The sequence below is a fragment of the Streptococcus sp. ST16 genome, from assembly GCF_046098135.1.
Classification (GTDB): Bacteria; Bacillota; Bacilli; order Lactobacillales; family Streptococcaceae; genus Streptococcus.
This window is the reverse complement of sequence record NZ_JBJUSE010000001.1, coordinates 120,387-147,355: the sequence shown is the minus strand read 5'-3', so window position 1 is coordinate 147,355 and position 26,969 is coordinate 120,387. Positions and strand designations below refer to the sequence as shown.

Annotated in this window: 26 protein-coding genes, 2 tRNA genes and 1 pseudogene; 2 read left to right on the top strand and 27 right to left on the bottom strand. The window is 40.8% G+C overall.

Annotated features, from left to right (window positions below; translation table 11 throughout):
• Positions 1-15: 15 nt before the first annotated feature.
• The 11 genes and pseudogenes from udk to gyrA form a co-directional block, all read right to left on the bottom strand.
• Positions 16-654: a uridine kinase gene (gene udk, locus ACIY14_RS00750; RefSeq protein WP_084857591.1), complete on the bottom strand. Its 639-nt coding sequence runs from the start codon at positions 652-654 to the stop codon at positions 16-18.
• 113 nt (positions 655-767) lie between these two features.
• Entirely contained in the window at positions 768-1,646 is an 879-nt protein-coding gene (gene truB, locus ACIY14_RS00745; RefSeq protein WP_409001184.1) for a tRNA pseudouridine(55) synthase TruB, read from the bottom strand.
• A gap of 11 nt (positions 1,647-1,657) precedes the next feature.
• Positions 1,658-2,932 (bottom strand): DUF2130 domain-containing protein, encoded by a 1,275-nt coding sequence (locus tag ACIY14_RS00740; RefSeq protein ID WP_409001183.1) that lies wholly within the window; start codon positions 2,930-2,932, stop codon positions 1,658-1,660.
• A 94-nt stretch (positions 2,933-3,026) separates the two neighbouring features.
• On the bottom strand, positions 3,027-4,307 hold the full coding sequence (locus tag ACIY14_RS00735) for an O-acetylhomoserine aminocarboxypropyltransferase/cysteine synthase family protein (protein WP_409001284.1): 1,281 nt from the start codon (positions 4,305-4,307) through the stop codon (positions 3,027-3,029).
• 150 nt (positions 4,308-4,457) lie between these two features.
• Positions 4,458-5,255: a formate/nitrite transporter family protein gene (locus tag ACIY14_RS00730; RefSeq protein WP_409001182.1), complete on the bottom strand. Its 798-nt coding sequence runs from the start codon at positions 5,253-5,255 to the stop codon at positions 4,458-4,460.
• A 124-nt stretch (positions 5,256-5,379) separates the two neighbouring features.
• Positions 5,380-5,727: a hypothetical protein gene (locus ACIY14_RS00725; protein WP_409001181.1), complete on the bottom strand. Its 348-nt coding sequence runs from the start codon at positions 5,725-5,727 to the stop codon at positions 5,380-5,382.
• 122 nt (positions 5,728-5,849) lie between these two features.
• Positions 5,850-6,190, bottom strand: a pseudogene (locus ACIY14_RS00720) (hypothetical protein).
• Between the two features lie 373 nt (positions 6,191-6,563).
• On the bottom strand, positions 6,564-7,193 hold the full coding sequence (locus ACIY14_RS00715; RefSeq protein WP_409001180.1) for a hypothetical protein: 630 nt from the start codon (positions 7,191-7,193) through the stop codon (positions 6,564-6,566).
• 26 nt (positions 7,194-7,219) lie between these two features.
• Positions 7,220-7,636, bottom strand: a complete 417-nt coding sequence (locus ACIY14_RS00710; RefSeq protein WP_409001179.1) for a hypothetical protein — start codon at positions 7,634-7,636, stop codon at positions 7,220-7,222.
• 73 nt (positions 7,637-7,709) lie between these two features.
• On the bottom strand, positions 7,710-8,456 hold the full coding sequence (locus ACIY14_RS00705) for a class A sortase (protein WP_061598288.1): 747 nt from the start codon (positions 8,454-8,456) through the stop codon (positions 7,710-7,712).
• The gene (gene gyrA / locus ACIY14_RS00700; protein ID WP_409001178.1) at positions 8,456-10,924 is read right to left on the bottom strand and encodes a DNA gyrase subunit A; all 2,469 of its coding nucleotides are present in this window, start codon (positions 10,922-10,924) and stop codon (positions 8,456-8,458) included. Before gyrA ends, ACIY14_RS00705 begins: the two co-directional genes overlap by 1 nt.
• Before the next feature lie 195 nt (positions 10,925-11,119).
• Here gyrA and ACIY14_RS00695 point away from each other — a divergent pair, with 195 nt between their 5' ends.
• Entirely contained in the window at positions 11,120-12,106 is a 987-nt protein-coding gene (locus tag ACIY14_RS00695; RefSeq protein WP_000204722.1) for an L-lactate dehydrogenase, read from the top strand.
• Positions 12,107-12,383: 277 nt separating this feature from the next.
• Here the strand turns inward: ACIY14_RS00695 and ACIY14_RS00690 are convergent, their stop codons facing one another.
• Together ACIY14_RS00690 and ACIY14_RS00685 are read right to left on the bottom strand one after the other, a co-directional pair.
• Entirely contained in the window at positions 12,384-12,659 is a 276-nt protein-coding gene (locus ACIY14_RS00690; protein WP_001284630.1) for an HU family DNA-binding protein, read from the bottom strand.
• 105 nt (positions 12,660-12,764) lie between these two features.
• Positions 12,765-13,601 (bottom strand): DegV family protein, encoded by an 837-nt coding sequence (locus tag ACIY14_RS00685; protein ID WP_409001177.1) that lies wholly within the window; start codon positions 13,599-13,601, stop codon positions 12,765-12,767.
• A 143-nt stretch (positions 13,602-13,744) separates the two neighbouring features.
• Here ACIY14_RS00685 and ACIY14_RS00680 point away from each other — a divergent pair, with 143 nt between their 5' ends.
• Entirely contained in the window at positions 13,745-14,593 is an 849-nt protein-coding gene (locus tag ACIY14_RS00680; RefSeq protein ID WP_000619961.1) for a YitT family protein, read from the top strand.
• A 22-nt stretch (positions 14,594-14,615) separates the two neighbouring features.
• Here the strand turns inward: ACIY14_RS00680 and ACIY14_RS00675 are convergent, their stop codons facing one another.
• The 14 genes from ACIY14_RS00675 to ACIY14_RS00610 all read right to left on the bottom strand — a co-directional run bounded on the left by ACIY14_RS00675 (position 14,616) and on the right by ACIY14_RS00610 (position 26,877).
• Positions 14,616-16,013 (bottom strand): APC family permease, encoded by a 1,398-nt coding sequence (locus tag ACIY14_RS00675; protein WP_409001176.1) that lies wholly within the window; start codon positions 16,011-16,013, stop codon positions 14,616-14,618.
• Between the two features lie 126 nt (positions 16,014-16,139).
• Positions 16,140-17,552 carry a Fe-S cluster assembly protein SufB gene (gene sufB, locus ACIY14_RS00670; protein WP_000797062.1) on the bottom strand — a complete coding sequence of 471 codons (1,413 nt, stop codon included), beginning with the start codon at positions 17,550-17,552 and terminating at the stop codon, positions 16,140-16,142.
• A gap of 35 nt (positions 17,553-17,587) precedes the next feature.
• Positions 17,588-18,028 (bottom strand): Fe-S cluster assembly sulfur transfer protein SufU, encoded by a 441-nt coding sequence (sufU, locus tag ACIY14_RS00665; protein ID WP_409001175.1) that lies wholly within the window; start codon positions 18,026-18,028, stop codon positions 17,588-17,590.
• Positions 18,015-19,241, bottom strand: coding sequence for a cysteine desulfurase (locus ACIY14_RS00660; protein ID WP_409001174.1), 1,227 nt, complete (start codon positions 19,239-19,241; stop codon positions 18,015-18,017). Before ACIY14_RS00660 ends, sufU begins: the two co-directional genes overlap by 14 nt.
• A gap of 10 nt (positions 19,242-19,251) precedes the next feature.
• The gene (sufD, locus tag ACIY14_RS00655) at positions 19,252-20,514 is read right to left on the bottom strand and encodes a Fe-S cluster assembly protein SufD (protein WP_409001173.1); all 1,263 of its coding nucleotides are present in this window, start codon (positions 20,512-20,514) and stop codon (positions 19,252-19,254) included.
• A gap of 27 nt (positions 20,515-20,541) precedes the next feature.
• Positions 20,542-21,312 (bottom strand): Fe-S cluster assembly ATPase SufC, encoded by a 771-nt coding sequence (sufC, locus tag ACIY14_RS00650; protein ID WP_000114489.1) that lies wholly within the window; start codon positions 21,310-21,312, stop codon positions 20,542-20,544.
• A gap of 152 nt (positions 21,313-21,464) precedes the next feature.
• Entirely contained in the window at positions 21,465-21,659 is a 195-nt protein-coding gene (locus ACIY14_RS00645) for a DUF3272 family protein (protein WP_001081612.1), read from the bottom strand.
• 27 nt (positions 21,660-21,686) lie between these two features.
• Positions 21,687-23,342, bottom strand: coding sequence for a DNA polymerase III subunit gamma/tau (gene dnaX, locus ACIY14_RS00640; RefSeq protein ID WP_409001172.1), 1,656 nt, complete (start codon positions 23,340-23,342; stop codon positions 21,687-21,689).
• Positions 23,342-23,839 (bottom strand): GAF domain-containing protein, encoded by a 498-nt coding sequence (locus ACIY14_RS00635; RefSeq protein ID WP_000887141.1) that lies wholly within the window; start codon positions 23,837-23,839, stop codon positions 23,342-23,344. The genes dnaX and ACIY14_RS00635 overlap by 1 nt, the downstream gene beginning before the upstream one ends.
• 82 nt (positions 23,840-23,921) lie before the next feature.
• Positions 23,922-25,124 (bottom strand): 30S ribosomal protein S1, encoded by a 1,203-nt coding sequence (gene rpsA / locus ACIY14_RS00630; protein WP_001001620.1) that lies wholly within the window; start codon positions 25,122-25,124, stop codon positions 23,922-23,924.
• Positions 25,125-25,286: 162 nt separating this feature from the next.
• Positions 25,287-25,358 (bottom strand) — tRNA-Gln (locus tag ACIY14_RS00625).
• An 8-nt stretch (positions 25,359-25,366) separates the two neighbouring features.
• Positions 25,367-25,447 (bottom strand) — tRNA-Tyr (locus ACIY14_RS00620).
• Positions 25,448-25,496: 49 nt separating this feature from the next.
• Complete coding sequence (locus ACIY14_RS00615; RefSeq protein ID WP_409001171.1) at positions 25,497-25,727, bottom strand: DUF2969 domain-containing protein; 231 nt, start codon at positions 25,725-25,727, stop codon at positions 25,497-25,499.
• 112 nt (positions 25,728-25,839) lie between these two features.
• A complete protein-coding gene (locus ACIY14_RS00610; protein WP_409001283.1) occupies positions 25,840-26,877 on the bottom strand; it encodes a branched-chain amino acid aminotransferase in 1,038 nt (345 codons plus the stop codon).
• Positions 26,878-26,969 lie beyond the last annotated feature (92 nt).

Genomic DNA, 26,969 nt, shown 5'->3' with positions numbered 1-26,969 from the left:
GGCCTCCTCATCTGATTATTTGCTGTTTCGCGCTTCTTCCAAAATCTTTGCAATCTTAGTGGTCAAAAGGTCGATAGCAACGGTATTGCTGACTCCCTCAGGAATGACGATATCGGCATAACGCTTGGTCGGCTCAATGAACTGGTGGTACATAGGTTTTACCACACCTAGATATTGGTCAATCACGCTATCCAGACTACGGCCACGCTCTTCCATATCACGCTTGATCCGACGAATAATACGCACATCATCATCTGTATCCACAAAAATCTTGATATCCATCAAATCGCGCAGGCGCTTGTCCTCCAAGACCAGAATCCCCTCAACGATAAAGACATCCTGAGGCTCCTGACGATAGGTCTTTCTACTCCGCGTATGCTCTGTATAGTCATAAGTTGGAATGTCCACCGGACGTCCTGCCAACAATTCTTTAATCTGCTCGATCATCAAATCTGTATCAAAGGCAAAAGGATGGTCATAGTTAGTTTTGACACGCTCTTCAAAGGTCAAGTGAGACTGATCCTTGTAGTAAGAATCATGCTCAATCATGGAAATCTTTTCATCAGGAAAATGCGATAAAATGGCTCTTGAAACACTGGTCTTACCACCACCAGAACCACCTGTCACTCCGATAATGATTGGTCTATTTTGCATGCTATCCTCCGTTTTTTTATCCGTCGTCTATTCTATCACATTTTTTGCAAAATTTATAGTCTGATTTGGATAGTATGGGGTGAAACATTTCCAATCCATACACCCCAGTTAAACTAGCTAAAAACCTTCCTTGGCTTATAGAGATTGCCTCGTTTTTCTAGAATGGCTAGTAATTTATCTCCCTCAAAGGCAGCCAGTTCTTGGTCTGTTTGATCTAGCTCGATAAAACGACCAAAGCGCACTTCTGTAGCTTGTTCTGGAGTTAGGAAAACTGTGGCAAGGTCACCTATTCCAATCTCTAGAGGATGAAGAAAGTCCAGTTGACCAGCCTCCACTTTTTCAGCAATTTCTTCCAAGGTAAGAGCATCTTCCAGTTGTAAACCTGCAGCACTGGTTCGAGTCAGATGCGAAATATGAGCCACATAACCAAGCTTCTCTCCCAAGTCAACAGACAAGGTACGGATATAGGTTCCCTTACTGCATTTTACACGAAAAGTAAAGCGTGCAAGATTGTTTTCATAAGAGATGGGACTGGTCCGCTCAAAATGATAAATGGTTACCTGACGTTCTGGACGCTCCACTTCCTGACCTGCACGCGCATACTCATAGAGCTTGCGACCATTGACCTTGACAGCCGAGTACATAGGCGGAATCTGAGTAATAGGCCCAGTCAGACTGGCAATCGCTTCATCGACAATGGTTTCATCCAAGGGCGACAAAACAGGTGTCTCTGCGACCACTTCTCCACTAGCATCCTCGGTCGTTGTTGAATAGCCTAGGGTGATTTCCCCCTCATAGACCTTGCCCTCATCCTGCATAAATTCGACCATGCGAGTCGCCTTGCCAACCGCAATCGGCAAAACACCCACCACATCCGGATCCAAGGTCCCACCATGACCAATCTTTTTGGTTCGCAAAATCTTACGCAGCTTAAAAACCGCATCATGCGAAGTCATGCCTGCTTCTTTCTTTAAGTTGATAATACCGTTCATGTGTTGCTTCCTCACTCCCCCTTCAGCGCTTCAAACTTTGCTTTCATTGTTGGATTCTTCCGAGTCAATTTTTTAACGGAAACATCTTCCAGCTTATTGTTAGCTAAGCGGAGTTGGTTTTCGGATGTGGTCAGGAACTTCTTAACCTCTTCCATCCGTTTGATGGCCTTATCGATTTCATCTATGGCTTTACCAAAGTTAGTCGAAGCTGAGTTGTAGTTCTTGGCAAAGGCCTGTTTAAAGGCATCCAAGTCTTCCTCAAAATGGGTAATGTCGATATTTTGCTCACGGATAAGTGCTAACTCCTGCTTGTATTTTAGAGAATTAAGAGCCGCATTTCGTAAGAGACCAATCAACTGGATGAAGAACTGGGGTCGAACGACATACATCTTTTCATACTCGTGACTGACATCCACGATACCCGTGTTAAAGTAGTCATTATCGGCCTCAAGCATGGTCACCAAAACAGCATATTCACAGTTTTTCTCCTGACGGTCCTTGTCCAATTCCTTGTAAAAATCTGCATTCTTATGTTTCTTCTCTGTTCCGTCGGCTTCATTTTTCATCTCAAACATGATGGAAATAAATTCTAGCCCATTTTCATCAAAGTCACGGAAGATAAAGTCGCCTTTAGACCCACGCGCAGAAACCTTATTATCCTTCTCAAAGTAGGCATTTGGAAAGGCAAAACTGCGGACCTTGTTAAACTCACTCTCTGCATACTGTTCCAAACTTTCACCGATAGCTTTTGTGGATTGTTGAGCTTTGAAATTCTTGTAAAATTCAACCTGCTCACTGGCCGCCTTGAGCTGTGCTTCGTAATTTTGCTTGAGGGAAGCTAGAGATAACTCATTTTCCTTTTCTTGCAAAAGAAGCTGATTTTTGACCTGATCCCGTTCTTTTTCTAGGTCAGAAAGAGTTTTCTGTAGCTGGTTCTCATGCTCTAAACGCAAGGTAGCCAATTGGTTTTCCAAGGCCTGTACTTCCTTGTCCTTTGCCAATAAAGCCTGATGATTTGTTTGTTCAAGCTCTTTCTTTTCCAGTTCTTTCTCAGTATCAAAGTTTTGGATTTGACTCTGCAATTGCGCAATTTCTTGGTCTTTTTGAGCTAGTTTAGACTGTTGCTCATTCATAGCCTTTTGCTCAGCTAGGGCTAGTTCCTGCTTCATGCGATCGTGTAGTTCCTTATCAAACTCTGCCGTTCTTACTTGGGACAAGAGTTCAGCATACTGACTCTCATTTACTGTAAAGACTTCCCCACAGTTGGGACACTTGATTTCGTTCATATCTTTCCTCTTTCTAGACTTCTGTAACCATTATATCATGCTTAATGGAAAATCAAAAACAGCGAGTCGAAACCCACTGTTTATCTGTCTAACTTTATACTTTTTCTAAGGCCAAGCGTAAGTCTTCAATCAAATCATCTACATTTTCAAGACCGATAGACAGGCGGATTTGGTTTGGTGTGACACCTGCTGCTTCTAGATCTTTTTCTGACAATTGACCGTGAGTAGTTGTCGCTGGATGGACCACAAGGGACTTGGCATCTGCAACGTTTGCTAGGTCAGAGAAGATTTCCAGATTATCAATTACCTTGCGGGCTTCTGTCTCGCCACCTTTGACATGGAAGGTAAAGATTGAACCCACACCTTTTGGCAAATATTTCTCAGCCAAGTCATGGTAAGGACTGTCAGCTAGTTTTGGATAATTTACTTTCTCAACCTTAGGATGGTTGACAAGGAAATCAACGATTTTCTCTGTATTTTGAGTATGGCGTTCTACACGAAGCGAAAGCGTTTCGAGTCCTTGGAGTAATAGGAAAGCATTAAATGGTGACAAGGCTGCACCAGTATCACGAAGCAATTGGACACGAGCAGCGATAATAAAAGCTGCCGCCCCAACATCACGAGTATAGCTCAAGTTGTGGTAGCTAGGATCTTCCTCAACAAATTGAGGGAATTTTCCTGAAGCTTCCCAGTCAAAACGACCGCTATCCACGATAACACCACCAATAGTCGTACCATGACCACCAATAAACTTAGTCGCTGAGTGAACAGCAATATCAACACCGTGAGAAAATACATTGATCAAGTAAGGTGTTGCAAAAGTATTGTCAGAAACAAGTGGAATTTGGTGCTTATGAGCAATCTCAGCCAATTTTTCCAAGTCAGGAATGTTAATCAAGGGATTCCCCAAGGTTTCAATCAAGACAAGCTTTGTATTGTCACCGATAGCTGCTTCCACTTCTTCCAAATTATCCACATCCACAAAGGTCGTTGTGATCCCATAACGAGGAAGGGTTTCCTTCAAGAGGTTGAAGGTCCCACCGTAAATAGTTGACGCAGCCACCACATGGTCACCTGCGTGAGCAAGCGCCAAAATAGTGTAGGTTACAGCAGCCATACCTGATGCTGTCGCTAGTGCTCCAACACCACCTTCAAGAGCAGCGATTCTTTCCTCAAAGGCTGCTGTTGTAGGATTTGTGATACGGGTATAGATATTGCCTGGTTTTCTCAAGGCAAACAAATCCGCACCTTCCTGCGTATCATCAAAAACGAAGGATGTTGTTTGATAAATCGGTACTGCACGAGACTTGGTCGCTGGATCAACTACTTGCCCAGCATGCAATTGTAGGGTTTCAAATTTAAAATCACGAGTCATAAGACGACCTCCAAATAGCTTCATTAGGGATATTGTATCATCTTGAGCTAGTCTTTTCCAATACCGTTTTTCTATATTTTGATATAAGGAACAACTATGACTAGTCCTACACATCAAACAAAAAAGCACGATTAACTCGTGCTCATTTCTTTAATCGACATAGGTATCTTCGTTTTTATTGAGGAAGGCGTAAGGTAAGCCCATCAAGAGACCCCCACCGATAAAGTTTCCGACAAAGGTTACACCCCAGTGACGAAGAATATTAGGTATGTCAAAGTTAGCAATTGAATCTGCTGCAACACTGAACTTAACAATCGCAAAAGAAGCAAAGTTCGCAGCAATGTGTTCGTTTGTTAAGAATACAAACATGTAAATTGCTGATAAGACAAGCCAAAGTTTGGCGCCACCGTCTTTCACCAAAACAAATGAAAGAATGGCAATGTTTACAAAGATATTGGCTAAAATACCTTCAAGTAAGACTAACTCATTGGAACGACCTAACTTCATCTCTACAACTCCTGAAATGAAGCTATCATGTGTCAGATTTGCATAGGCCGCTGAATGGGCAAAGCCCCAACCTGCTATCAAAGCTCCGATAAGGTTGAATAAGGTACAGTAAAGTAAAATCTCAGCCGTTTTTCTCCAAGAAATTTTCTTCAAAAAACTACCCGCTGTCAAAAACATCATATTTGAAGTTACCAACTCAGCATTCAAGAAAACAATGTAGGCCAATCCCCAAGCAAAAACGAATGGAAATAGGAAACGTCCACTACCAGACGCTATTTTATTAATCAAGTCAGCCCCGACTGCACCCGCAGCTGTACTAAATGTTAGAAAGGCACCTGCAAACATAGAACGAATCGCATACTTAAATTTACTTTGACTATAAAGACTTTCCTTCTTCTTGCAAGCAAATTCAATCTTTGAGATAAATTCTGAAGAGACCATAAAAAACTCCTAAAACTTTTATTTGTGAATATTATAACATAAAGCTCGCATTTTGAAAAGCCTTTCTTGTATACGTTTTCTACAAAGAAAATCAATGCATTGGGGAATTCCATAAATCTCTCCTTTACCCATTAACAGAAAAACATTTCAATGTTTCAAATTGATCATCCAAAAATTCAAACTCAAATAGGTGCCAGTCATCGAAGGTTTGCTCACAATAACTAACTGTTCCTTGATTGTAGTCAATGATAGGTTTCCCCAGCTTGTTCTTCACATCTTCCTCGCTGACTTCTCCATACATTTCCTTAAGATCAGCTAGCATGAAGTTGATAATTCTATTGAGATTTTCCTGATAATTTTTTGATAACAGTTCAACTTTATCTATAAAGTCACAATCAGGCTCTTCGTCCCAAACAAAGGTCACTCCCTCATGCTCATAAGTGTATTGCTGTAAACTCTTATCAAAATTCATTGTTCACTCTCCAAATCATTATCATTTACTAAAAATTTATTAACATTAATCAAAATGTTCAAATGATTTCATAAAAATGTCTTCCACACACGCGTACGATAAAATAACAACACTTGCAATGATTAGAAGATATCATCATAATGTTCACTCGCTTGTTTCACAAACTCGAAAATATTCAAAGATATGGGTTTCATTTCCAGTGAACCTAATGCCCCCAAATCATTCATATAAATCGTGTCGTCAGAATCTTTCTTTATAAAAAAGCGACATCCCCATCTTGCCCAATCAGGAAAAAATCAGGTTCCCACTCTTCTATTTGGTGGGTGGAGTTTCTTTCTAGCAAATCTAGCTTCGAGTATAAGATGATACCTGTATTCTCTATTATCAACTCTCCTGCTTTGTCGATTTTACTCAAGAATTCTGCATATAGGTTTGGAAGTACCAAGTCAATCTGATTATTCATTGTCAACTCCTCATCTATTTTTCCTACTGCGAAAGTCCTATATCTCATCTTCACTTAGTTCTCTAAAATGTGAAATATGATGTCCAAAATAACACTTCCCCCGATTTTCCTATGAAGATTCAGTGTCCAGCCATATTGGCAATTTCTCCCAAGAATATCATAGGAAGATCCTTGTCAAATGGAAAACTACTTGTTATGTCTTCTTTGAGCCTAACTAAAGACTTTTCTCTTAACTCACCCATTATCTATCCTCTCTTATGCCAAGCATTCTTCGGTTTCTTACGATAAATCTTTCAACCTACTGACCAATTTCCTTTCACATTGAAAAGATACCATTAAAGTTGAATGATCATCTTACAAGCATCATACATTATCAAGTTTTATAGCTTTCGATTTCTTCTCTACTCATTCCTACAAGTTCTGTCGTCCACATTCCTACAATGTCCGACAAGACTGAATCGCAGGTATACTCTTCTTCCCCATTGATATATTTACAGGAAAAGATAGGCTCCCTTGTTGCCGCTCGGTAAAATGTCATAGCTACTTCTTCTAGTTTTTCAGGATTGAAATCAAGTGATAGATTTTGCGCCATATTTCTTCGTACTTGATCCCAATTCTCCTGCTTAACCTGATAACTTTCTCGAATTTTAGACACATAGCCCCTACAAAAGGCTTTCAATAAGTCTGTGTTCTGATAAAGATACCGACAGCTAAAATCCGAAATACAACCTGCGTGAAGTAGGAATGTCAGTAAGTCATCCAGACTTTCTGCTACTCTGCCCACTTGGCCCTCACTTCCGATAAAGCCTATGCTGTTATCTTCAAGAAAAACATATTCTCCCCCACTACCGTCTTGAGCAAATGCCTTACAGGCAAGAGAGTACTCCTCATTGTTCCCTGAAAACTGGGCTTCACTTATCTTGTCATAAAAATAAATATCACATTCAGTCATCAGTAAGGTCCTTAACTGTTCATTTTCTCTGACTTCTTGTAGCTTATTCATGATCATTCCTTTCTTAAGCTAAACACTTATCCATCTATTACAATTCTAATATGGTAGTTTTTAGTTTCATTCTTTAGATTCTTCACAAGGAGATCATTCTGTTTTGATTGTCCGAAGAAAAAACTGACAGCTTTTCCATCTTTTCTTTCGATACACAAATGATACCTTGCCCCATTCAATTTGACACTTCGAATATATTTGACTTCAATCATTTTGATGTCATTCAGAGGGATGATTCTCTTCACAAATACAAAAGCATTGTGAATATAAAGTCTCCCATTGGCAATGTGAAACGGGGCAAAAAAATCACCACCACTACGACGGACAATTATAAAACGTCGCCAAAAGATTAGTAAAAGAATAGAGGTTAATAAGTAAAAGGCAAAACTAAAGACAGGACTTTCCCACATCATTTTCATTCCAATCCAAAAATATTCGAACATGTATTATTCTCCTTTGACCGACGGTTCTATTTGACAAAAACCAGTGAAAAATACAATTCACTGGTTTTTGAGGTTAATAACGTTGTTTATACGGTTGATTAAAGGCCTTCAAAATATCCTCAGAAGTCTCTGAATAAGCCTTTGATTCTTTAAAAATCCCCTTAACAATTATACGCTCAGTCGCATTATAATCAACACAGGTAACCAAAGTAATCTCCTTTACGCCATCACGATCTTCGATTTCATCTACTCGATCCGGAGTAACGTGTTTAACTTCCGTAATCTCATAAGTATAAACCTTATCCTTATCGGTCAGGTAAATTTTCATACCCGCTTTAGCGTTAACTAAAGGTGAGAAGAGCATTTGACTGGCATTTTCAGCAGTAAAGATATGGTGACTCGCTAGAGAATAGTTGCCCTCTCCCATTTTTTGGTCTGGTTTCATGGTTCCTGCTCCGTAGAACAAGTTTACATTATCCAACCCTTTGAAAATCGGCAAGTTAATCTCCACTTCGGGAATAGCAATTCCTCCAATAACAGGAAGCTTCTGAGCGTCCCACTGAGCGGCTAGAACTGCTTCAGATGAAATCGATTTAACCGAATCAAAATCAAAATTTCCTTCTGTTTTGAGATTTTCATCTATATTTTCTTTAGTAACCTGATTGACTTGGTATTTATTGGTGTTCCACACCATAAAGAGATCTCGAATCTTTGAATTAAAAATCAAAGCTAAGGATAAAAGAATTAAGAAAACCGCTAAAATATTGAGAAATAGATTCCTACGCTTATTCTTCTTACTTTTCGTTTTTTTATGAGACATTATGCTTTACCTTCTGTTTCGTTTTCAGTCCCAACTTCTTCTTTTTCTACCGCATCAACCGTTGTAAAGGTCACAATCTTGGCATCCTGGTCTAGACGCATCACCTTAACTCCCATAGTTGAGCGTCCCGTTTGTGAAATATTGGCAACGTTTGTTCGAATCATGACACCTGTATCCGTGATAATCATCAGGTCTTCATCACCTTTAACAGTGAGGAGACCTGCAAGAGGGCCATTCTTCTCAGCAACATTGGCTGTCTTCATCCCTTTACCACCACGACCTTTTGTTGGATATTCAGTTGCAAGAGTACGTTTACCATAACCTTTTTCAGTGATAATAAGGACCTCGTCCTGGTCAGTGATGACACTAGCACCAACTACAGTGTCTCCATCACGGAGGTTAACACCTCGGACACCTGTCGCGATACGGCTCATACCACGAACGGCTGATTGATTAAAGCGAACGGCATAACCAAACTTAGTACCAATGATGATATCTGTATCTTCTTCTGTCAGCAAGACATTAATCAGTTCATCTTCATCCTTGAGATTCAAAGCTTTAAGTCCATTTTGACGGATATTAGCAAATTCTTTAACACTGGTTCGTTTCACGATACCGTGACGGGTTGTGAAGAAGAGATAGGCGTCATCACTACGTTCAGATTTAACATTAATGATGGTCTGTATGCTCTCCCCTTCATCCAGCTTCAAAAGATTGACAACCGGCAATCCCTTGGCTGTGCGACCGTATTCAGGAATTTCATAACCTTTTAGTCGGTATACACGACCTTTATTGGTAAAGAAGAGCAAATGATCATGGGTGCTGGTTGAAACTAACTCACGCACAAAGTCATCATCCTTAACTCCCGTACCTTGGACTCCACGACCACCACGTTTTTGAGCAGTGAATTCGCCTTGGTCCAAACGTTTGATGTAGCCCTTATTAGAAAGAGTGATTAAGACATCCGACTCCTCAATCAAATCTTCGTCTTCAAGAGTTAAGACTTCTCCAACCATTAACTCGGTACGACGTTTGTCACCAAATTTACGTTTTACTTCATCCAATTCATCTTTTATGATTTGTGCCACGCGTTCTGGTTTAGCAAGAATATCGGTTAGGTCTGCAATCAAGGCAATCAATTCATCATATTCATACTGAATCTTATCGCGTTCCAATCCTGTCAAGCGGCGAAGACGCATATCAAGGATAGCCTGACTTTGGCGTTCAGAAAGCTTGAACTTGCTCATCAACTCAGCTTGCGCTTCCGCATCCGTTTCACTAGCACGGATGATACGAATCACTTCGTCGATATGGTCTAGCGCGATTAAAAGGCCTTCTAAGATGTGCGCACGTGCTTCTGCCTTTTCCTTGTCAAAACGGGTACGACGAACAACTACTTCTTTTTGGTGCTCGATATAAGCATCTAAAATTTGACGAAGAGACAAAATCTTTGGTACACCATTTTGAATAGCAAGCATATTGAAACCAAAGTTAGTTTGCATCTGCGTCATCTTGAAGAGGTTATTGAGGATGACATTTGCAGAAGCATCACGCTTCACTTCGATAATGAAACGAACCCCTTCACGGTTGGATTCATCACGTACAGCTGTAATTCCCTCAATTCGTTTTTCCTGGACCAAGCGAACAATATGCTCATGTACCTTGGTTTTATTGACCATATAAGGAAATTCTGTTACCACGATGCGCTCACGCCCTGTCTTAGTCGTCTCAATCTCTGTTCGAGAACGGAGGACAATGGAACCTTTACCAGTCTCATAAGCCTTATGGATACCTGATTTCCCCATGACAAGGGCACCAGTTGGAAAATCTGGACCAGGTAAGACTTCCATCAAGTCCTTAGTCGTCACATCTGGATTGTCCATGACTAGCTTCACAGCATCAATGGTTTCACCGAGGTTGTGAGGAGGAATATTGGTAGCCATCCCTACGGCAATTCCAGTTGCCCCATTGACCAAGAGGTTGGGAAAACGAGCTGGCAAGACCAAGGGTTCACGTTCATTGGCATCGTAGTTATCTACGAAATCAACTGTGTTTTTATTGATATCACGAAGCATTTCAAGAGCAATCTTGCTCATACGAGCCTCAGTGTAACGCTGTGCGGCGGCACCATCCCCGTCCATGGAACCAAAGTTTCCATGTCCATCGACAAGCATATAACGGTAGCTCCACCACTGAGCCATACGAACCATGGCTTCATAAATAGATGAATCTCCGTGTGGATGGTATTTACCCATAACATCCCCTGTGATACGGGCTGACTTTTTATGGGGTTTATCTGGAGTGACCCCCAATTCATTCATTCCGTAAAGAATCCGACGGTGAACAGGTTTTAAACCATCTCGAACATCAGGAAGAGCCCGCGCAACGATAACACTCATAGCGTAATCGATAAAGCTGGTCTTCATCTCCTTTGTCAGATTGACATTCACTAAATTTCTATCCTGCATTAATAAATGCCTCATTTCACTATTAGTAATTAGATATATTATACCATAAAATGTCCTTCATTTCAGTCTTTGAAAACCACTAAAACGTTTACATCGATAACCGAATAGAATATTCGTGACAAAGCTTTTTAAAAGTGATAGAATGAAAGTGTCTGGGGATTCCCCTAAAAAAAAAATGAAGGAGATGTTTAGATAATGACTTCAACTAAACAACACAAAAAAGTGATCCTTGTTGGTGACGGTGCCGTAGGTTCATCTTACGCTTTTGCACTTGTTAACCAAGGAATTGCACAAGAGCTTGGAATTATCGAAATTCCACAATTACACGAAAAAGCTGTTGGTGATGCGCTTGACCTTAGCCACGCCCTTGCCTTCACTTCACCTAAAAAAATCTACGCTGCTCAATACTCTGACTGTGCAGACGCTGATCTTGTTGTTATCACTGCAGGTGCTCCTCAAAAACCAGGTGAAACTCGTCTTGACCTTGTAGGTAAAAACTTGGCTATCAACAAATCAATTGTAACACAAGTTGTTGAATCAGGTTTTGATGGTATCTTCCTTGTTGCAGCTAACCCCGTTGACGTTTTGACTTACTCAACTTGGAAATTCTCTGGATTCCCTAAAGAACGTGTTATCGGTTCAGGTACTTCACTTGACTCAGCTCGTTTCCGTCAAGCACTTGCTGAAAAATTGGATGTAGATGCCCGCTCAGTTCACGCCTACATCATGGGTGAACACGGAGATTCTGAATTTGCGGTTTGGTCACATGCCAACATCGCTGGTGTAAACCTTGAAGAATTCCTTAAAGATACTCAAAACGTTCAAGAAGCTGAATTGATTGAATTGTTCGAAGGTGTTCGTGACGCTGCCTACACAATCATCAACAAAAAAGGAGCTACCTACTACGGTATCGCAGTAGCACTTGCTCGTATCACAAAAGCAATCCTTGATGACGAAAATGCAGTACTTCCACTTTCAGTCTTCCAAGAAGGTCAATACGGTGTTAAAAACGTCTTTATCGGTCAACCAGCTGTTGTTGGTGCACACGGTATCGTTCGTCCAGTAAACATCCCATTGAACGACGCTGAAACTCAAAAAATGCAAGCATCTGCTAAAGAATTGCAAGCTATCATTGATGAAGCATGGAAAAACCCTGAATTCCAAGCAGCTTCTAAAAACTAATTAAAAGAAGGTTCCCAAACATGGGAACCTTTTTTCTTTTACTGTAAAGGCTTAGACCCTATTTTTCAAAAGACTACTTATCTCAGAAGTTATATATCATATCAAAGACTCAGTTGAACAACACCTAAATTTATACATATATAACTAAAGAAATGAAATCAACAGTGGTAGATATCTTGAAAAAGTATTCGTCTTTGCCCCAAAATGCCCCAAAGCAACAAAAAAAGCCTATTGAACAAGCTAGAAAGCTTGATACAATAGGCTTTTTCTAAATTCATTATTTAACAGCGTCTTTAAGAGCTTTACCAGCTTTGAATGCTGGAACTTTAGAAGCTGCGATTTCGATTTCTTTACCAGTTTGTGGGTTGCGACCTTTACGTGCAGCGCGTTCACGAACTTCAAAGTTACCAAAACCAATTAATTGAACTTTTTCACCAGCTGCAAGGTATTCAGTTACTGCTGCAAATACAGCGTCAACTGCTGCTGCTGAATCTTTCTTAGTCAAGTCTGTAGCTTCTGCCACTTTAGCGATCAAATCTTGTTTGTTTGCCATGTTAACAAATCCTCCAAATAATTTCTGATTAACAAATATAATCATATCCTAAAATTGCCCATAGGTCAAGTCAAAAGCGCCATTTCAAACATTTTTCTCTATTTTTTAGGAATTATAGCGGATTAGAATTGCCCAAGCATTCTCTCCAGTATGAGTTTGAATAATAGAGCCAGTTTCCAGTACAGAGATTGGTTTCTCAACATAGGCTTGCAATAAACTCTTCATCTCATTTGCCCATTCATTCGTTCCAGCATAGGAAATTCCAATTTCTGCAACAGATTTATGAGTAAGGGCCACCATTAACTCTTCAAGCCATTTTTTGAAAGTTTTCGCACCACGTCCTTTGACGATTGGTTGGAGTTCGTGGTTTTTCATCTGCATCACTACACGAATATTTAATAGTGAGCTTAATAGTCCCGTCACACGTCCAATACGCCCACCTTTCACTAGGTTTTCTAGAGTCGAAACACCGATATAAAGCTCTGTGTGATTCTTCACCTCTTCTATATGTGCCAGAATAGTTTCTAAATCTTTACCCTCTTTAGCAAGTTTTGCAGCTTCAACAACTTGAAACTTCATAGCCTGATCTGTAAAGGAACTATCAATAACAGTCACATCAGAGCTTGAGAGACTTGCGCCTTGGCGAGCAGCCTCAACCGTTCCAGATAAGGCATGAGACATATGAATAGCAACAACCTGACTGCCATCTTTTCCAAGCTCTTCAAAGACTTCAGCAAACACTCCTACTGGAGGTTGACTCGTTTTAGGGAGATTCTTGCTTTGTTGCATGAGATGAAGGAATTCCCCCTCTTTTAAATCAGCATCTGAGTAGAGTACGCCATCAATCATAACTGATAAGGGGACAATAGTGATATTTAATTCTTTAACTACTTCTGGTTCGATAGTAACAGAAGAGTCCGTTACAATTTTTACTTGTGTCATAAGTTCAATCTTTCTATTCTTCTCAATAGGATTGGGATTTTTCACTCTTATTATATCAAAAAAATGATAAAAAATCATAAGTAATCCAATTAAAAAAACTGAATTTTTGGTATAATCTATCTATAGAAAAGCGAGGAACAGCTATGATTCGAAAAGTTCAACCGATTATTACGATTATATTTGGAGCAGCTATCTATGCCTTTGGTCTCACCTACTTTGTTGTTCCTTATCATCTATTTGAGGGAGGGGCGACAGGTATCACCTTGATTACCTACTATCTTTTTAAAATCCCTGTCTCATTGATGAATCTCTTGATTAATATCCCTTTATTTATCCTAGCTTGGAAAATATTTGGACCTAAGACCCTCTACTCCAGTCTTTTAGGATCTATTTCACTTTCCGTTTGGCTAGCAATTTTTGAGCGTATTCCTTTGCACATCGACTTGCAAGGGGATCTCATCATTGTCGCTTTGGTCTCAGGAGTCTTACTGGGGGTTGGTTTAGGAATTATCTTTAATGCTGGTGGGACCACTGGTGGTTCTGATATCGTTGCCCGTATCCTCAACAAATACACCAATATTTCGATTGGGAAATTGCTCTTTGGGATTGACTTTTTTATCCTAATGTTGATTTTGATTATCTTCCAGGATCTTCGTCTAGTTACCTATACCCTCTTGTTTGACTTTATCATCGCTCGTGTTATCGACCTTATTGGCGAAGGGGGTTACGCTGGCAAAGGATTTATCATCATTACTCAATATCCTGACCAACTGGCTGATAAGATTAATGAAGAGCTTGGCCGTGGCGTTACCTTTATATCTGGTCAAGGATACTACAGCAAAAAGGATTTAAAAATTATCTACTGTATCGTCGGTCGAAACGAAATCGTAAAAATGAAAGATATGATTCACAAAATCGACCCTCAAGCCTTTATCACCATCACTGAGGCTCATGAAATTCTTGGTGAAGGATTTACTTATGTGAAAGATTAAAAAAGCTGGGAATTCCCAGCTTTTATTTTTCTTCTGTGAGGGTTGAATGATGATAACCATAAGTAAAGTAGATGACTAGACCAACTACAAGAGCAATACCAAAGGCAATCCAGGTATCTAGACTATATTGAAGCATAAAGGAAACACAGATAAGGATGGAAAGGATTGGCAAAAGTGGCACCAAAGGAGTTTTAAACTCTCCTTTTTGGGGCATACCCTTATCTTTTCTGAGTTTTATTATTCCGTAGGCTAGTAAAATGAGGTAAGCTAGCGTACAGATATTTAGGAAGGCTGCAATACTGGCTAGAGGAAACACTCCGGCAGCAAGGGCTGAAACAACTCCTGTTAAGAGGGTCGCATTTTTAGGAACGCGACTGATCTTGCTTAGTTGTTTGAAACTTTGAGGTAAAAGTCCATCACGTGCTAAGCTATATATCATTCGAGACAAAGCATAAGTCATGGAAATACATACCGTTATCAGGGTTAGAATGGCTACAAGCGAAACATAGTTGGCTGTCCAACCGATACCAATACTCCGTAATGAAAATGCTACTGCATCGTCCACATTGAGCTTACTGTAGTGAACAATCCCTGTCAATACTAAGGTTACCAAGGCATAGAGAATGGTGACGATTGTCAGAGAAAGTACAATTCCACGAGGAATATTTTTTTGCGGGCTTTGGATTTCATCAACTGCCATGGAAATAGACTCAAATCCGAGAAACCCAAAAAACATCAAAGATGCACCTGCCATAATCCCAGTGCTTCCTCCATAAATCTGGCCAAAGCCAAAAGGAGCAAAATTCGACCAATTTTCAGGTTTGATGTACCAAATACCAACTAGGATAAATAAGGCTAGAGCAGAGAATTTCAAGATTACTAGAAGCGAATTAAAGCGTAAGGCTGCCTTGGAATTTAATAAAACCAATCCTGTTACCAAGGTCAGCACTAAAATAGGTAAAAGGTCGATATAGGTCCCTTGTTCAGGGTTGAAGGTGCCATTTAGGGCTTGGGGCATGGAGATACCATAATCACTGAGTAAGCCCTTAAAGTAAGCTGCCCAGCCAGACGCCACACCTGAAACAGCTGTCATGAATTCCATGATGGTCAACCAGCCAGCAATCCAGGCTGGCAATTCTCCCAAAATCGCATAGAGATAACTATAAGCACCCCCAGTTGCGGGTACACGAGAGGCAAATTCTGCAAAAAAGAGAGCTGATAAAGAAACACATAAGGCAGAAATCACAATGGAAATCACTAGTGAGGGACCAGCTAGAGTAGCCGCTGCTGTTCCTGTAATGGTGAAAATCCCCGTCCCTACCATGGCACCGATTCCCAATAGAATTAAATCCCACAATTTCAAATGGCGACGCATCTCTGTCTGTCTCAGACTAACATCCTTGGTTCTAAAAATATTCATACTCCATCTCCACTAAATGTAATTGTTTTATTTTACCATATAAAAGCATTTTTGTGAATATTTATTAGGTTCTTTTTTGAAAAAAATTCTGAACAGAAAGGATTCCTGTTCAGATTTTGCATATTCTTATCCGACTGAACCTTCCATTTCATAGCTAATCAAGCGGTTAAGCTCAACTGCGTATTCCATTGGAAGTTCTTTTGTGAAGGGCTCTACAAATCCCATGACAATCATCTCGGTCGCCTCAGATTCTGACAAACCACGGCTCATGAGGTAATAGAGTTGTTCTTCTGAAATCTTAGATACTTTGGCTTCGTGTTCCAATGCAACTTGCGAGTTGTGGATTTCATTAAATGGAATGGTATCTGACGCTGATAAGTCATCCATGATAATGGTATCACACTCGATGTGAGAAACAGATTTCTTAGAGTTCTTGTTAAAGGTTACTTGTCCACGGTAGTCTACCTTTCCTCCACCTTTAGCGATGGATTTAGAAACGATAGACGAGCTTGTGTGTGGAGCGTTGTGGATCATCTTAGCCCCTGTGTCTTGGTGTTGCCCAGCATTGGCAAAGGCGATCGAAAGCATGGTACCACGCGCTCCTTCTCCATCTAGGTAAACAGATGGATATTTCATGGTTGTTTTGGCACCCAAGTTTCCATCGATCCACTCAACAGTCGCATCTTTCAAAGCTTTGGCACGTTTTGTAACCAAGTTATAGACGTTATCAGACCAGTTTTGGATAGTTGTATAACGCATATAAGCTCCGTCCAAAGCAAAAATTTCTACAATGGCAGCATGCAAGCTGTTACTTGAATATGTTGGTGCTGTACATCCTTCTACGTAGTGGACACTTGCTCCCTCATCAACGATAATCAAGGTACGTTCAAACTGACCTGTATTTTCGTTGTTGATACGGAAGTAAGTTTGAAGCGGAATATCTACCTTGACCCCTTTTGGTACGTAGATAAAGGTTCCACCAGACCACACTGCCGAGTTGAGGGCTGCCAACTTGTTGTCTGTCGGCGGAACCAACTTCGCAAAGTACTGTTTAAACAAGTCTGGGTATTCTTTGAGGGCAGAATCTGTATCTGTAAAGATAATGCCCAACTTCTCGAATTCTTCTTTCATGTTATGGTAAACCACTTCAGACTCGTACTGAGCAGAGGCTCCTGCTAGATAGGCACGTTCAGCTTCTGGAATACCGATACGTTCAAAGGTTTCTTTGATCTTTTCAGGTACATCATCCCAAGAACGGGCAGGTTTATCAGATGGTTTTTGGTAGTAGATTAAGTCATCAAAGTCAATCTCTGACAAGTCCGCTCCCCAAGTTTGCATGGGCATTTTCTTGAAGGTTTCATAAGACTTCAAACGGAATTCCAACATCCACTCTGGCTCACCCTTGGCAGCAGATAATTCACGAATAACACCTTCGTTGAGTCCTTTTCCTGTCGATAGGACAGGCTCTACATCATCATGGAAACCAAATTTATATTCACCAAGGTCAATTGGTTTTGGTTCTACTCTTTCTTCAGCCATAATATCCTTTCTTTCATTATATATTTCTAAGTTTCTTATTTATCTTCTTGATTTTCAATTGTTTTTTTGAGAGCATTCCAAGCTAAGGTTGCACACTTTATTCTTTGAGGGAATTTGGCAACACCTGATAAGAAAGCCGCGTCTCCAAGTTGGTCTTGACGGTCATCCTTTTGACCTTGAACCATTTCAGAAAAGATGGTTGCAAGGTCTAGAATTTCTTGCTTGGTCTTCCCTAAAACTGCATCTGTCATCATGCTAGCAGAGGCAGTTGAGATAGTACAACCCGAGTTTAGAAAAGCAATATCTTCCAAACGGTCCTCTGCGTCAAACTTGACAGAGAGGTTGATGACATCCCCACAGGTTGGATTATTGAGACTGATTTGCTCAGCATCATCCAACTTCCCTTGGTGATGGGGATTTTTCGAATGGTCTGCTACCACTGCCATATAAAGGCTATCTAGTTTAGAAAGTGCCATTGAAAAACTCCTTTGTCTTTTGTAAGGCTTCGACTAGCTTATCGCAATCTGCCTTGGTGTTGTAGATATAAAAACTTGCACGAGCTGTTGCTGGAACTTCCAAATACTGAAGCAAGGGTTGCGCACAGTGGTGACCTGCACGAACAGCCACTCCTTCATAATCCAGAGCCGTCGCAAGGTCGTGAGGATGAAGATCCCCTAGGTTAAAGGCAATAACACCTGAACGTTGAGACAAGTCCTGAGAACCGTAAATGGTCAATCCCTCAATTGCCTGCAGTTTTGGAAAGACGTATGAGATTAATTCCTGTTCATGAGCTTCAATGGCATCCATGCCAATCTTTTCTAGATAATCAACTGCAGCAGCAAGTCCGATTGCACCCGCCATGTTAGGAGTTCCAGCCTCAAATTTCCAAGGCAATTCCTTCCAACTAGCAGATTGCTCGTAGACGAAATCAATCATCTCTCCACCAAATTCAAGGGGTGACATTTGTTCTAAATACTTCTCTTTTCCGTACAGAACACCGATACCAGTCGGACCAGCCATCTTGTGCCCTGAAAAGGCAAAGAAGTCCACATCCAAGTCCTGGACATCAATCTTCATATGAGGCGTAGATTGAGCACCATCCACCACCATGATAGCTCCAACTTGGTGGGCTAATTGGGTGATTTCTTTGATAGGATTGACCACACTAAGAACATTTGAGGCATGAGCTAGCGAAACAAACTTGACCTTGTCCGTCAATTTAGCGCGCAAGTCATCCATATCCAGAGCTCCGTCCTTGAGATAAACATAGACAAGCTCTGCCCCAGTCTTACGGCAGGCTTCCTGCCAAGGAATAATATTAGAATGGTGTTCCATGACGGAAATTAAGACCTGTTCTCCCTCAGTCAAAATTTCCTCAGCAAAGCGTGCCACCCAGTTAAGACTGGTTGTCGTTCCTCTGGTAAAGAGAACTTCCTTTGTAGAGCCTGCATTGATAAACTTACGAATAGTTTCACGAGCAGCTTCATAAGAAGCTGTTGCTCGCTCAGCCAAGGTATGAACACCACGGTGAACGTTGGCATTGTCTTTCTCATAGTAGCGGTTAATCGTTTCAAGAACTGCTAGTGGTTTTTGTGTCGTCGCAGCATTGTCCAGATAGACTAGAGGTTCATCGTTGACAATCTGGTCCAAAATTGGAAAATCCTTGCGAATCGCTTCTACATCTAACATAGGCTTCCCCTTAGCGTTTTGACAATTTTTCTTCGATAGTTGCAATCATTTCATCACGAACTTCCTTGACTGGAATCTCAACGATAACAGATCCAAGGAAACCTCGAACAACCAAGCGTTCTGCTGTTGCTTTGTCCAAGCCACGGCTCATGAGGTAGTACATGTCTTCTGGATCTACCTGACCGATAGAAGCTGCGTGTCCAGCAGTAACGTCATTTTCATCAATCAAAAGAATTGGATTGGCATCTGAACGAGCCTGGTCTGAAAGCATAAGAACACGGCTTTCTTGTTGCGCATCCGCTCCCTTAGCGCCCTTGATGATGTGACCGATACCATTGAAGGTCAAGGTTGCTTTTTCAAGGATAACCCCATGTTGGAGGATATTTCCGATAGAATTGCATCCGTAGTTAGTCACTCGCGTATCAATCCCTTGTACCTGACGACCACTTGAAAGAGCTACGGCTTTAAGGTCAGCATGGCTACCATTCCCAATCAAGTCGCTATCAAAGTCAGCAACAACATTTCCTTCGTTCATGACACCGATTGCCCAGTCAATGCTTGAATCGTTGCCTAGTTTACCACGACGGCTAATGTAGGCAGTGACATTTTCACCTAGACGGTCAATCGCTGCAAATTTCACTTGCGCACCAGAACGAGCAATCACTTCAACTGTGATATTGGCAGTTGCTTTTGCACTGCCTCCACCTCGTGACTCTAGACGTTCAAGATAGCTTATTTTAGAGTTTTTACCAGCAATGATAAGGATATGCTTGTTAAATGGCACATCGCTGTCGCTATCTTGGTAGAAAATCCCTTCGATTGGCTCTTTAATCTCAACATTATCAGGGATGTAGAGAACAGCACCACTGTTAAAGTAAGCTGTATGGTAGGCTGCCAACTTGTCGTCATCATACTTAACAGATGACATGAAGAATTCCTCAATAAGCTCTGGAATTTCTTCTAAAGCTGAATGGAAGTCTGTGAAGATAACACCCTGTTCAGCCAATTCAACTGGTGTTTGTTCAAAAACAGTTTGCGTTCCAACTTGTACCAATTTCAAGTGATTATCTAGTGCAGTGAAATCTGGAACATTTGCTGAAGGCTCACTTTCTATGATGATTCCATCCCCCAGATTCCAACGGTGAAATTTGACACGCTCAATAACTGGTAATTCCAAACTCTCAATCTTATCAAAAGCTTTTTGACGGAGGTCGGACAACCAGCTTGGTTCAGCGTGCATTTCTGAAAAAAGTTTAATAGTTTCTTTAGTCATTTACTTCTCCTAAAAGATACGAGGGAATTACAATTCTTCCTTGTAGTCATAGCCAAGTTCTTCAGCTAGTTTAGCGTATCCTTCACGTTCCAAACGGGCAGCCAATTCTGGACCGCCAGAAAGGACAACACGACCTTCCATCATCACATGTACCACGTCAGGTGTGATGTAGTTCAAGAGACGTTGGTAGTGAGTGATGATCATGGCACCAAAGCCTTCACCACGCATAGCATTAACACCTTTAGATACAACTTTAAGGGCGTCAATATCAAGACCTGAATCAATCTCATCCAAAAGGGCAAAAGTTGGTTCCAACATCAAGAGTTGAAGAATTTCATTACGTTTTTTCTCACCACCAGAGAAACCTTCGTTGAGGTAACGCTCTGCCATTTCTTCTTTCATGTTGAGCAATTCCATCTTCTCGTCTAATTTAGTGATGAACTCACGAACTGAAATCTTTTCATCGTCTTCTTTACCAGCATTCATGGCTGCACGAAGAAACTCAGCGTTGGTAATTCCTGGAATTTCAGATGGGTATTGCATAGCAAGGAAAAGTCCCATACGCGCGCGTTCGTCCACTTCCAACTCAAGGATATTTACGCCATCAAACAAGACTTCACCTTTGGTAACTTCATAGTTTGGATTTCCCATAATAGCGGCTGAAAGAGTCGATTTACCAGTACCATTTGGTCCCATGATAGCTGCGATTTCTCCTGTTTTCAGAGTCAGATTGACTCCTTTCAAAATTTCTTTTCCTTCAATCTCAACGTGAAGATCTTTGATCTCTAATACTGACATGATAATTCCTTTCTTTTTCTGGCCTACTTCCTTTATCATTAGAGAAATCACTTACATTTCTCTAAAAAACACAAGAAAAGGTCCATAAATATACTCTACTAGTATAACAAAAAAAAGCCTAAAAGGCTTTGATTTTGTCTAGAAGCTGGGAGCTAGTCCTTGCGGTTTAGGTGCTGATCAATGGTGTTTACAATTTTTCCCATCACGTAACTTAACCTAAAATTTCGAAAGAGTAGAATGGCCCAAAAGGCTGCCATAATATAGCGACCAGTCATCCAGGCCTCATTGAAAAAATAAGTCTCAGCAGCCGTAAATAACGCTATCATAATAAATTGTTGTCTATTCATAAACTTATTGTATCATGAAATCTTTCTTTAGTCTTCCTCTACCTTCACTTTATCAGCCAAAAATTCAAATCCTTCTGGAATCAGACTTTCTTCTGCTTCTTTTTCAACTTGAGAAGATTTAGCTTTAGCTGAAAAGGCCGCTCGAACCTCTTTCCATTCCTCTAAGGAAATCGCCAAGATTTCAGGTGAAAAACCTGCTGCCTGACTGAGGATGTTGCCAAACATGGTATTGAGATTGTCCCGTTTCATGGTTTGCCCTGCATTGAAATTAGACTCAAAGGCTAAAATAGCATGATGTTCGTTTGCCGCAACTGGTTGAGAACCAACGAGCAGAGCCTTATCCGGACCAGCTAAGCTTTCAATCACTTCTCCCCATGCATTTTGGAGGCGAATCAAGTTTTGCCGTGCCAAATCAGGATTTTCGACAGCTTCTTGCAGGATAGTCTGAACTTTGTTGCGATCCACTCGATAGACTGTCTTGGAAGTGGCTGGACGGCTAGGAACTGGCACCACTTGTTTAGGAGCCGTTTCAACATTGGCAAGTTCTTGTTTGAGACGAGCGACTTCCTGTCTCAGTGCAGCTATTTCACCTTCGACAGCTTCTGAAAGCACTGGTTCAGGCTTAATTTCAGCTAAACGAATGGTCATCATCTCAGCATAAATCTTAGGTTGCAGGCTAGCTTTCATATCCGCCAAGCTCACAGTCGCTATTTGAATCATTTCAAAGAGGCTTTCCTGAGATAAAGCTAGATTGTCCATGAAAACTGGACTATGATGAGTATTTTCGCCACCCGTCTGGACGACCAGTAAATCACGCAAATACTGCAAGAGATCCGTCACAAAACGAGTCATGCTCTTGCCATTCTCAAATAAAAGATTCAGAGAATCAAGCGCTTTTGGAACATCCTGCTGAGACAAGGCAGCTACATAGTCATCTAGTGCTGATAAACTAATGGTGCCTGTAATCTCCTCAGAGATAGCAGTCGTGAGCTCGTTTCCCTGTGTTAAACTCAAAGCTTGATCCAGAATGGACAAGGCATCCCTCATTCCACCTTCAGCTCGTCTGGCAATGATTTCCACAGCCTCCGGTTCAGAACTGATATTTTCTTTTTCTAGAATATGATAAATATGCTCCTTGATATCTTGAGTTTTAATCGATTTGAACTCAAAACGTTGAACACGCGATAAAATGGTTGCAGGAATCTTATGCAATTCAGTGGTCGCCAAGATAAAGACAACATTCTGAGTTGGCTCCTCAAGAGTCTTCAAAAGCGCATTGAAGGCTCCCGTAGACAGCATATGGACCTCGTCAATAATATAGACCTTGTAACGTGCTAAGCTAGGTGCATAGGTAGATTTGTCACGAATTTCACGGATTTCATCGACTCCGTTATTCGAAGCTGCATCCATTTCGATAACATCTTCTAGGCTACCTTCTGTCACTGCCTGACAGATATAGCAGTGATTACATGGTTCTCCATCCACTTGATTTGGGCAGTTCATGGCCTTGGCAAAAATCTTGGCTACGCTAGTTTTCCCAGTTCCACGAGGGCCTGAGAAGAGATAGGCATGACTAATCTTTTCCTGCTCGACCGCTTGTTTTAGGGTTTTAGCCACAACCCCTTGACCTACCAGTTGTGAAAAAGTTTGGCTTCTATATTTTCGATAAAGTGCTTGATACATTAGGCTTTCTCCTCAAACATTGTAAAGTCCCATTCTGTCTTCTCAAGCAAAATAGCGACAAATTGTTCCAAGTAATCACGATCAATAGCATTGTAATCATCAATAAGTGAAGAATCCAAGTCTAAGACACCTAACAATCGACCATTCTTGAGCATAGGGACTACAATTTCACTCTTGGCCATACTATCACAAGAAATGTAGTTTGGATAGGTGCTCACATCGCCAACTAAAACAGTCTCTTGAAACTCAGCAGCTTCTCCACATACGCCTTTTCCAAGCGGAATGCGAATACAAGAAACACCCCCCTGAAAAGGCCCTAAAACCAACTCGCTACCATCAAACAGATAAAACCCTGCAAATACAGTATTTGGAAAGCGAGATTTTAGGAGGGCACTAGCATTCGAAAGATTGGCAAGAACATTGCTCTCACCTTCAAGTAAATAAGAGAGTTCCTCATTTAACAATTGATATTGTGATTGTTTTTCTGAATCTAACATAGAACTATTATATCAAAAATGGGAAAGAGACAAAAGAAAAATCCCTTGTTTTAAACAAAGGATTTTGCGATTATCAATTTGATTAAAGTTCGATATCACCGAACAAGTCAGCCATTGAGAATCCTGTTTGTGTTTCTGGAAGTTCGAAATCACGTTTTTCTTGACGTTTTGGACGACGTGGACGAGCAGCACGTTTTTCTTCTTTTTGTCCTTCTTCTTGAGCTGGACGTTCTTCAAGAGCTTTGATAGAAAGTGATACACGTTCTGCGTCAGCGTTAACATCAAGGACTTTAACAGTAACTTCTTGACCAACAGTAAGAGCTTCTTTTGGATTTTCGATACGTTTGTGTGAAATTTGTGATACGTGAACAAGTCCATCGATACCTGGCAATACTTCAACAAATGCACCGAAGTCAGTCAAACGTTTAACTGTTCCTTCTACTACATCACCTTTAGCCAATTTTTGCTCAACGCCATCCCATGGTCCAGGTGTTGTTGCTTTAAGTGAAAGGGATACGCGTCCTTCTTCTTCATTAAGATCAAGGACTTTAACTTCGATTTCTTCACCAACAGTTACAACTGATTTAGGTGACACGTTACGTTCGTGTGACAATTCAGTCAAGTGAACCAATCCGTCAACACCACCGAGATCGATGAAAGCACCGAAGCTAGTGATACGAGCAACTTTACCAGTTACGACATCACCAACAGCCAATTTACTGAATACTTCAGCACGAGCTGCTGCAGTAGCTGCTTCAACAACTTCACGACGTGAAAGGATGAAGCGGTTTTCTTTAGGATCAACTTCTTTGATTTTAGCATCAAATTCTTGACCTACGAAACGCTCAGTATTACGTACGAAACGAGTATCCAACATTGAAGCTGGGATAAATCCACGAACACCTTCAAATTCTACTGAAAGTCCACCTTTAACGGCACGAGTTCCTTTAACAGTAACAACTTCTTCTTCGCGTCCTACAAGTTTGTCCCATGCTTTGCGAGCTTCAAGACGTTTTTTAGATACAAGGTATGTAACTGTATCAGTATCTTTACCAACTACTTGACGAAGTACAAGAACATCCAATACTTCTCCTACTTTCACAAAGTCATTGATATCTGCATCGCGATCGTTTGTCAATTCGCGAAGAGTCAAGACACCTTCAACACCAGTCCCAGAGATTGCAACGTTAGCTTGAGTCGCATCAACTGTCAATACTTCAGCACTAACAACATCACCAGGCTCAACTTGGCTAACGCTATTTAGCAAATCTTCAAATTCGTTCATCTAAAAAATCCTCCAACAATCAAGTCTTTCCAAACTTGACATACTTATAATTTTTTTCCTAAGCACCCGCAAGGACATGTTCATATCGTTCACGTCTATCAATTATAAAAATAAAATACCCTAAGATATTTTTCTTTTTATCTTGAACTTATTACCTAAGAACTGGGGTAGCTGGATTCGAACCAACGCATGAGGGAGTCAAAGTCCCTTGCCTTACCGCTTGGCTATACCCCATTGATAAATGGAGAGAGAGGGATTCGAACCCCCGAACCCGAAGGAGCGGATTTACAGTCCGCCGCGTTTAGCCTCTTCGCTATCTCTCCAATGTTTAACGAGAACTATTATATCATGAAAATTTCAATAAAACAAGTATTATTTTGTCAAATTATAGTTTTCAATCAAAATTTCCACAGCTTTTTCAAGTTTTTTATAAAAACTATCGACATTTCCATTCTTTATGATGGCAAATTGGTTATCTAATTCGGCAATTTCGCCAATGACCTTTTTCCCGATTGTCAAAACGTAGCCTTCATAATTGTCTTTTCCAACAGTCACTTTAGCATCTGTTAATTGAATTTCAATTTTCTTATCTTTTTTACTCATACTGTACCTCTTTTCACTTTTTCTATTGTACAAGAAAATACTCAAACTAGCAAGAAAAAACTCCATTTCAGCCATTACAACTGCTATGGAGTTCTTCTTTACTTCGTGTCTTTTAGTCCACTTTGACAATCCATCCCTCTGGTGCTTCCACATCACCAAATTGGATACCAGTCAATTCATCGTAGAGTTTACGTGTAACAGGACCTACTTCTGTTTCACTATAGAAAACATGGAAATCATCGCCATGTTGGATCCCCCCAATTGGTGAAATAACCGCTGCTGTACCACAAGCTCCTGCCTCTACAAAACGATCCAAATTATCGATTGGGACATCACCTTCAATCGGTGTCAAGCCCAAGCGGTGTTCAGCCAAGTAAAGCAAGGAGTACTTGGTAATAGATGGCAAGATTGATGGACTAAGTGGTGTAACAAATTCATTGTCAGCCGTGATTCCAAAGAAGTTGGCTGATCCGACTTCTTCAATCTTTGTATGTGTAGATGGGTCTAGGTAGATAACATCTGAAAATTGGCGTGACTTGGCTATTTTTCCTGGCAAGAGACTAGCAGCATAGTTACCACCTACCTTGGCCGCACCCGTACCATTTGGAGCTGCACGGTCGTATTCATCCTGAATCAAGAAGTTAGTTGGGACTAAGCCGCCTTTAAAATAGTTACCAACCGGCATAGCAAAGATGGTGAAAATATACTCTTCTGCTGGTTTAACCCCGATAACATCCCCAACACCAATCAAAAGTGGACGAAGATAAAGGGTTCCACCTGTTCCATATGGTGGTACGTATGCTTCATTTGCACGCACAACTGCTTTACAGGCTTCCACAAACATCTCAGTTGGGACTTGAGGCATCAAGAGACGATCGCAGGTACGTTGCAGACGTTTGGCATTTTCGTCAGGACGGAACAGTTGAACACTACCATCCTTCGTACGATAGGCTTTCAATCCTTCAAATGCTTGCTGTCCATAGTGGAGACTTGGAGAAGACTCTGAAATATGCAAGGTTGCATCCTCTGTCAATTCTCCTTGATCCCATTGACCATTCTTGTAATGAGCGATATAGCGATAAGGTAATTTCATATAAGAAAATCCAAGGTTTTCCCAATCAATTGCAACTGTCATGTGTTTCTCCTTTATACTATTCAAGCTATGTGTTCTATTCTACACTTTTCTAGTAAAATTTCAAGTATTATTTGTAATTTTCTGAAAATTTTTTCAACATAAAAAGA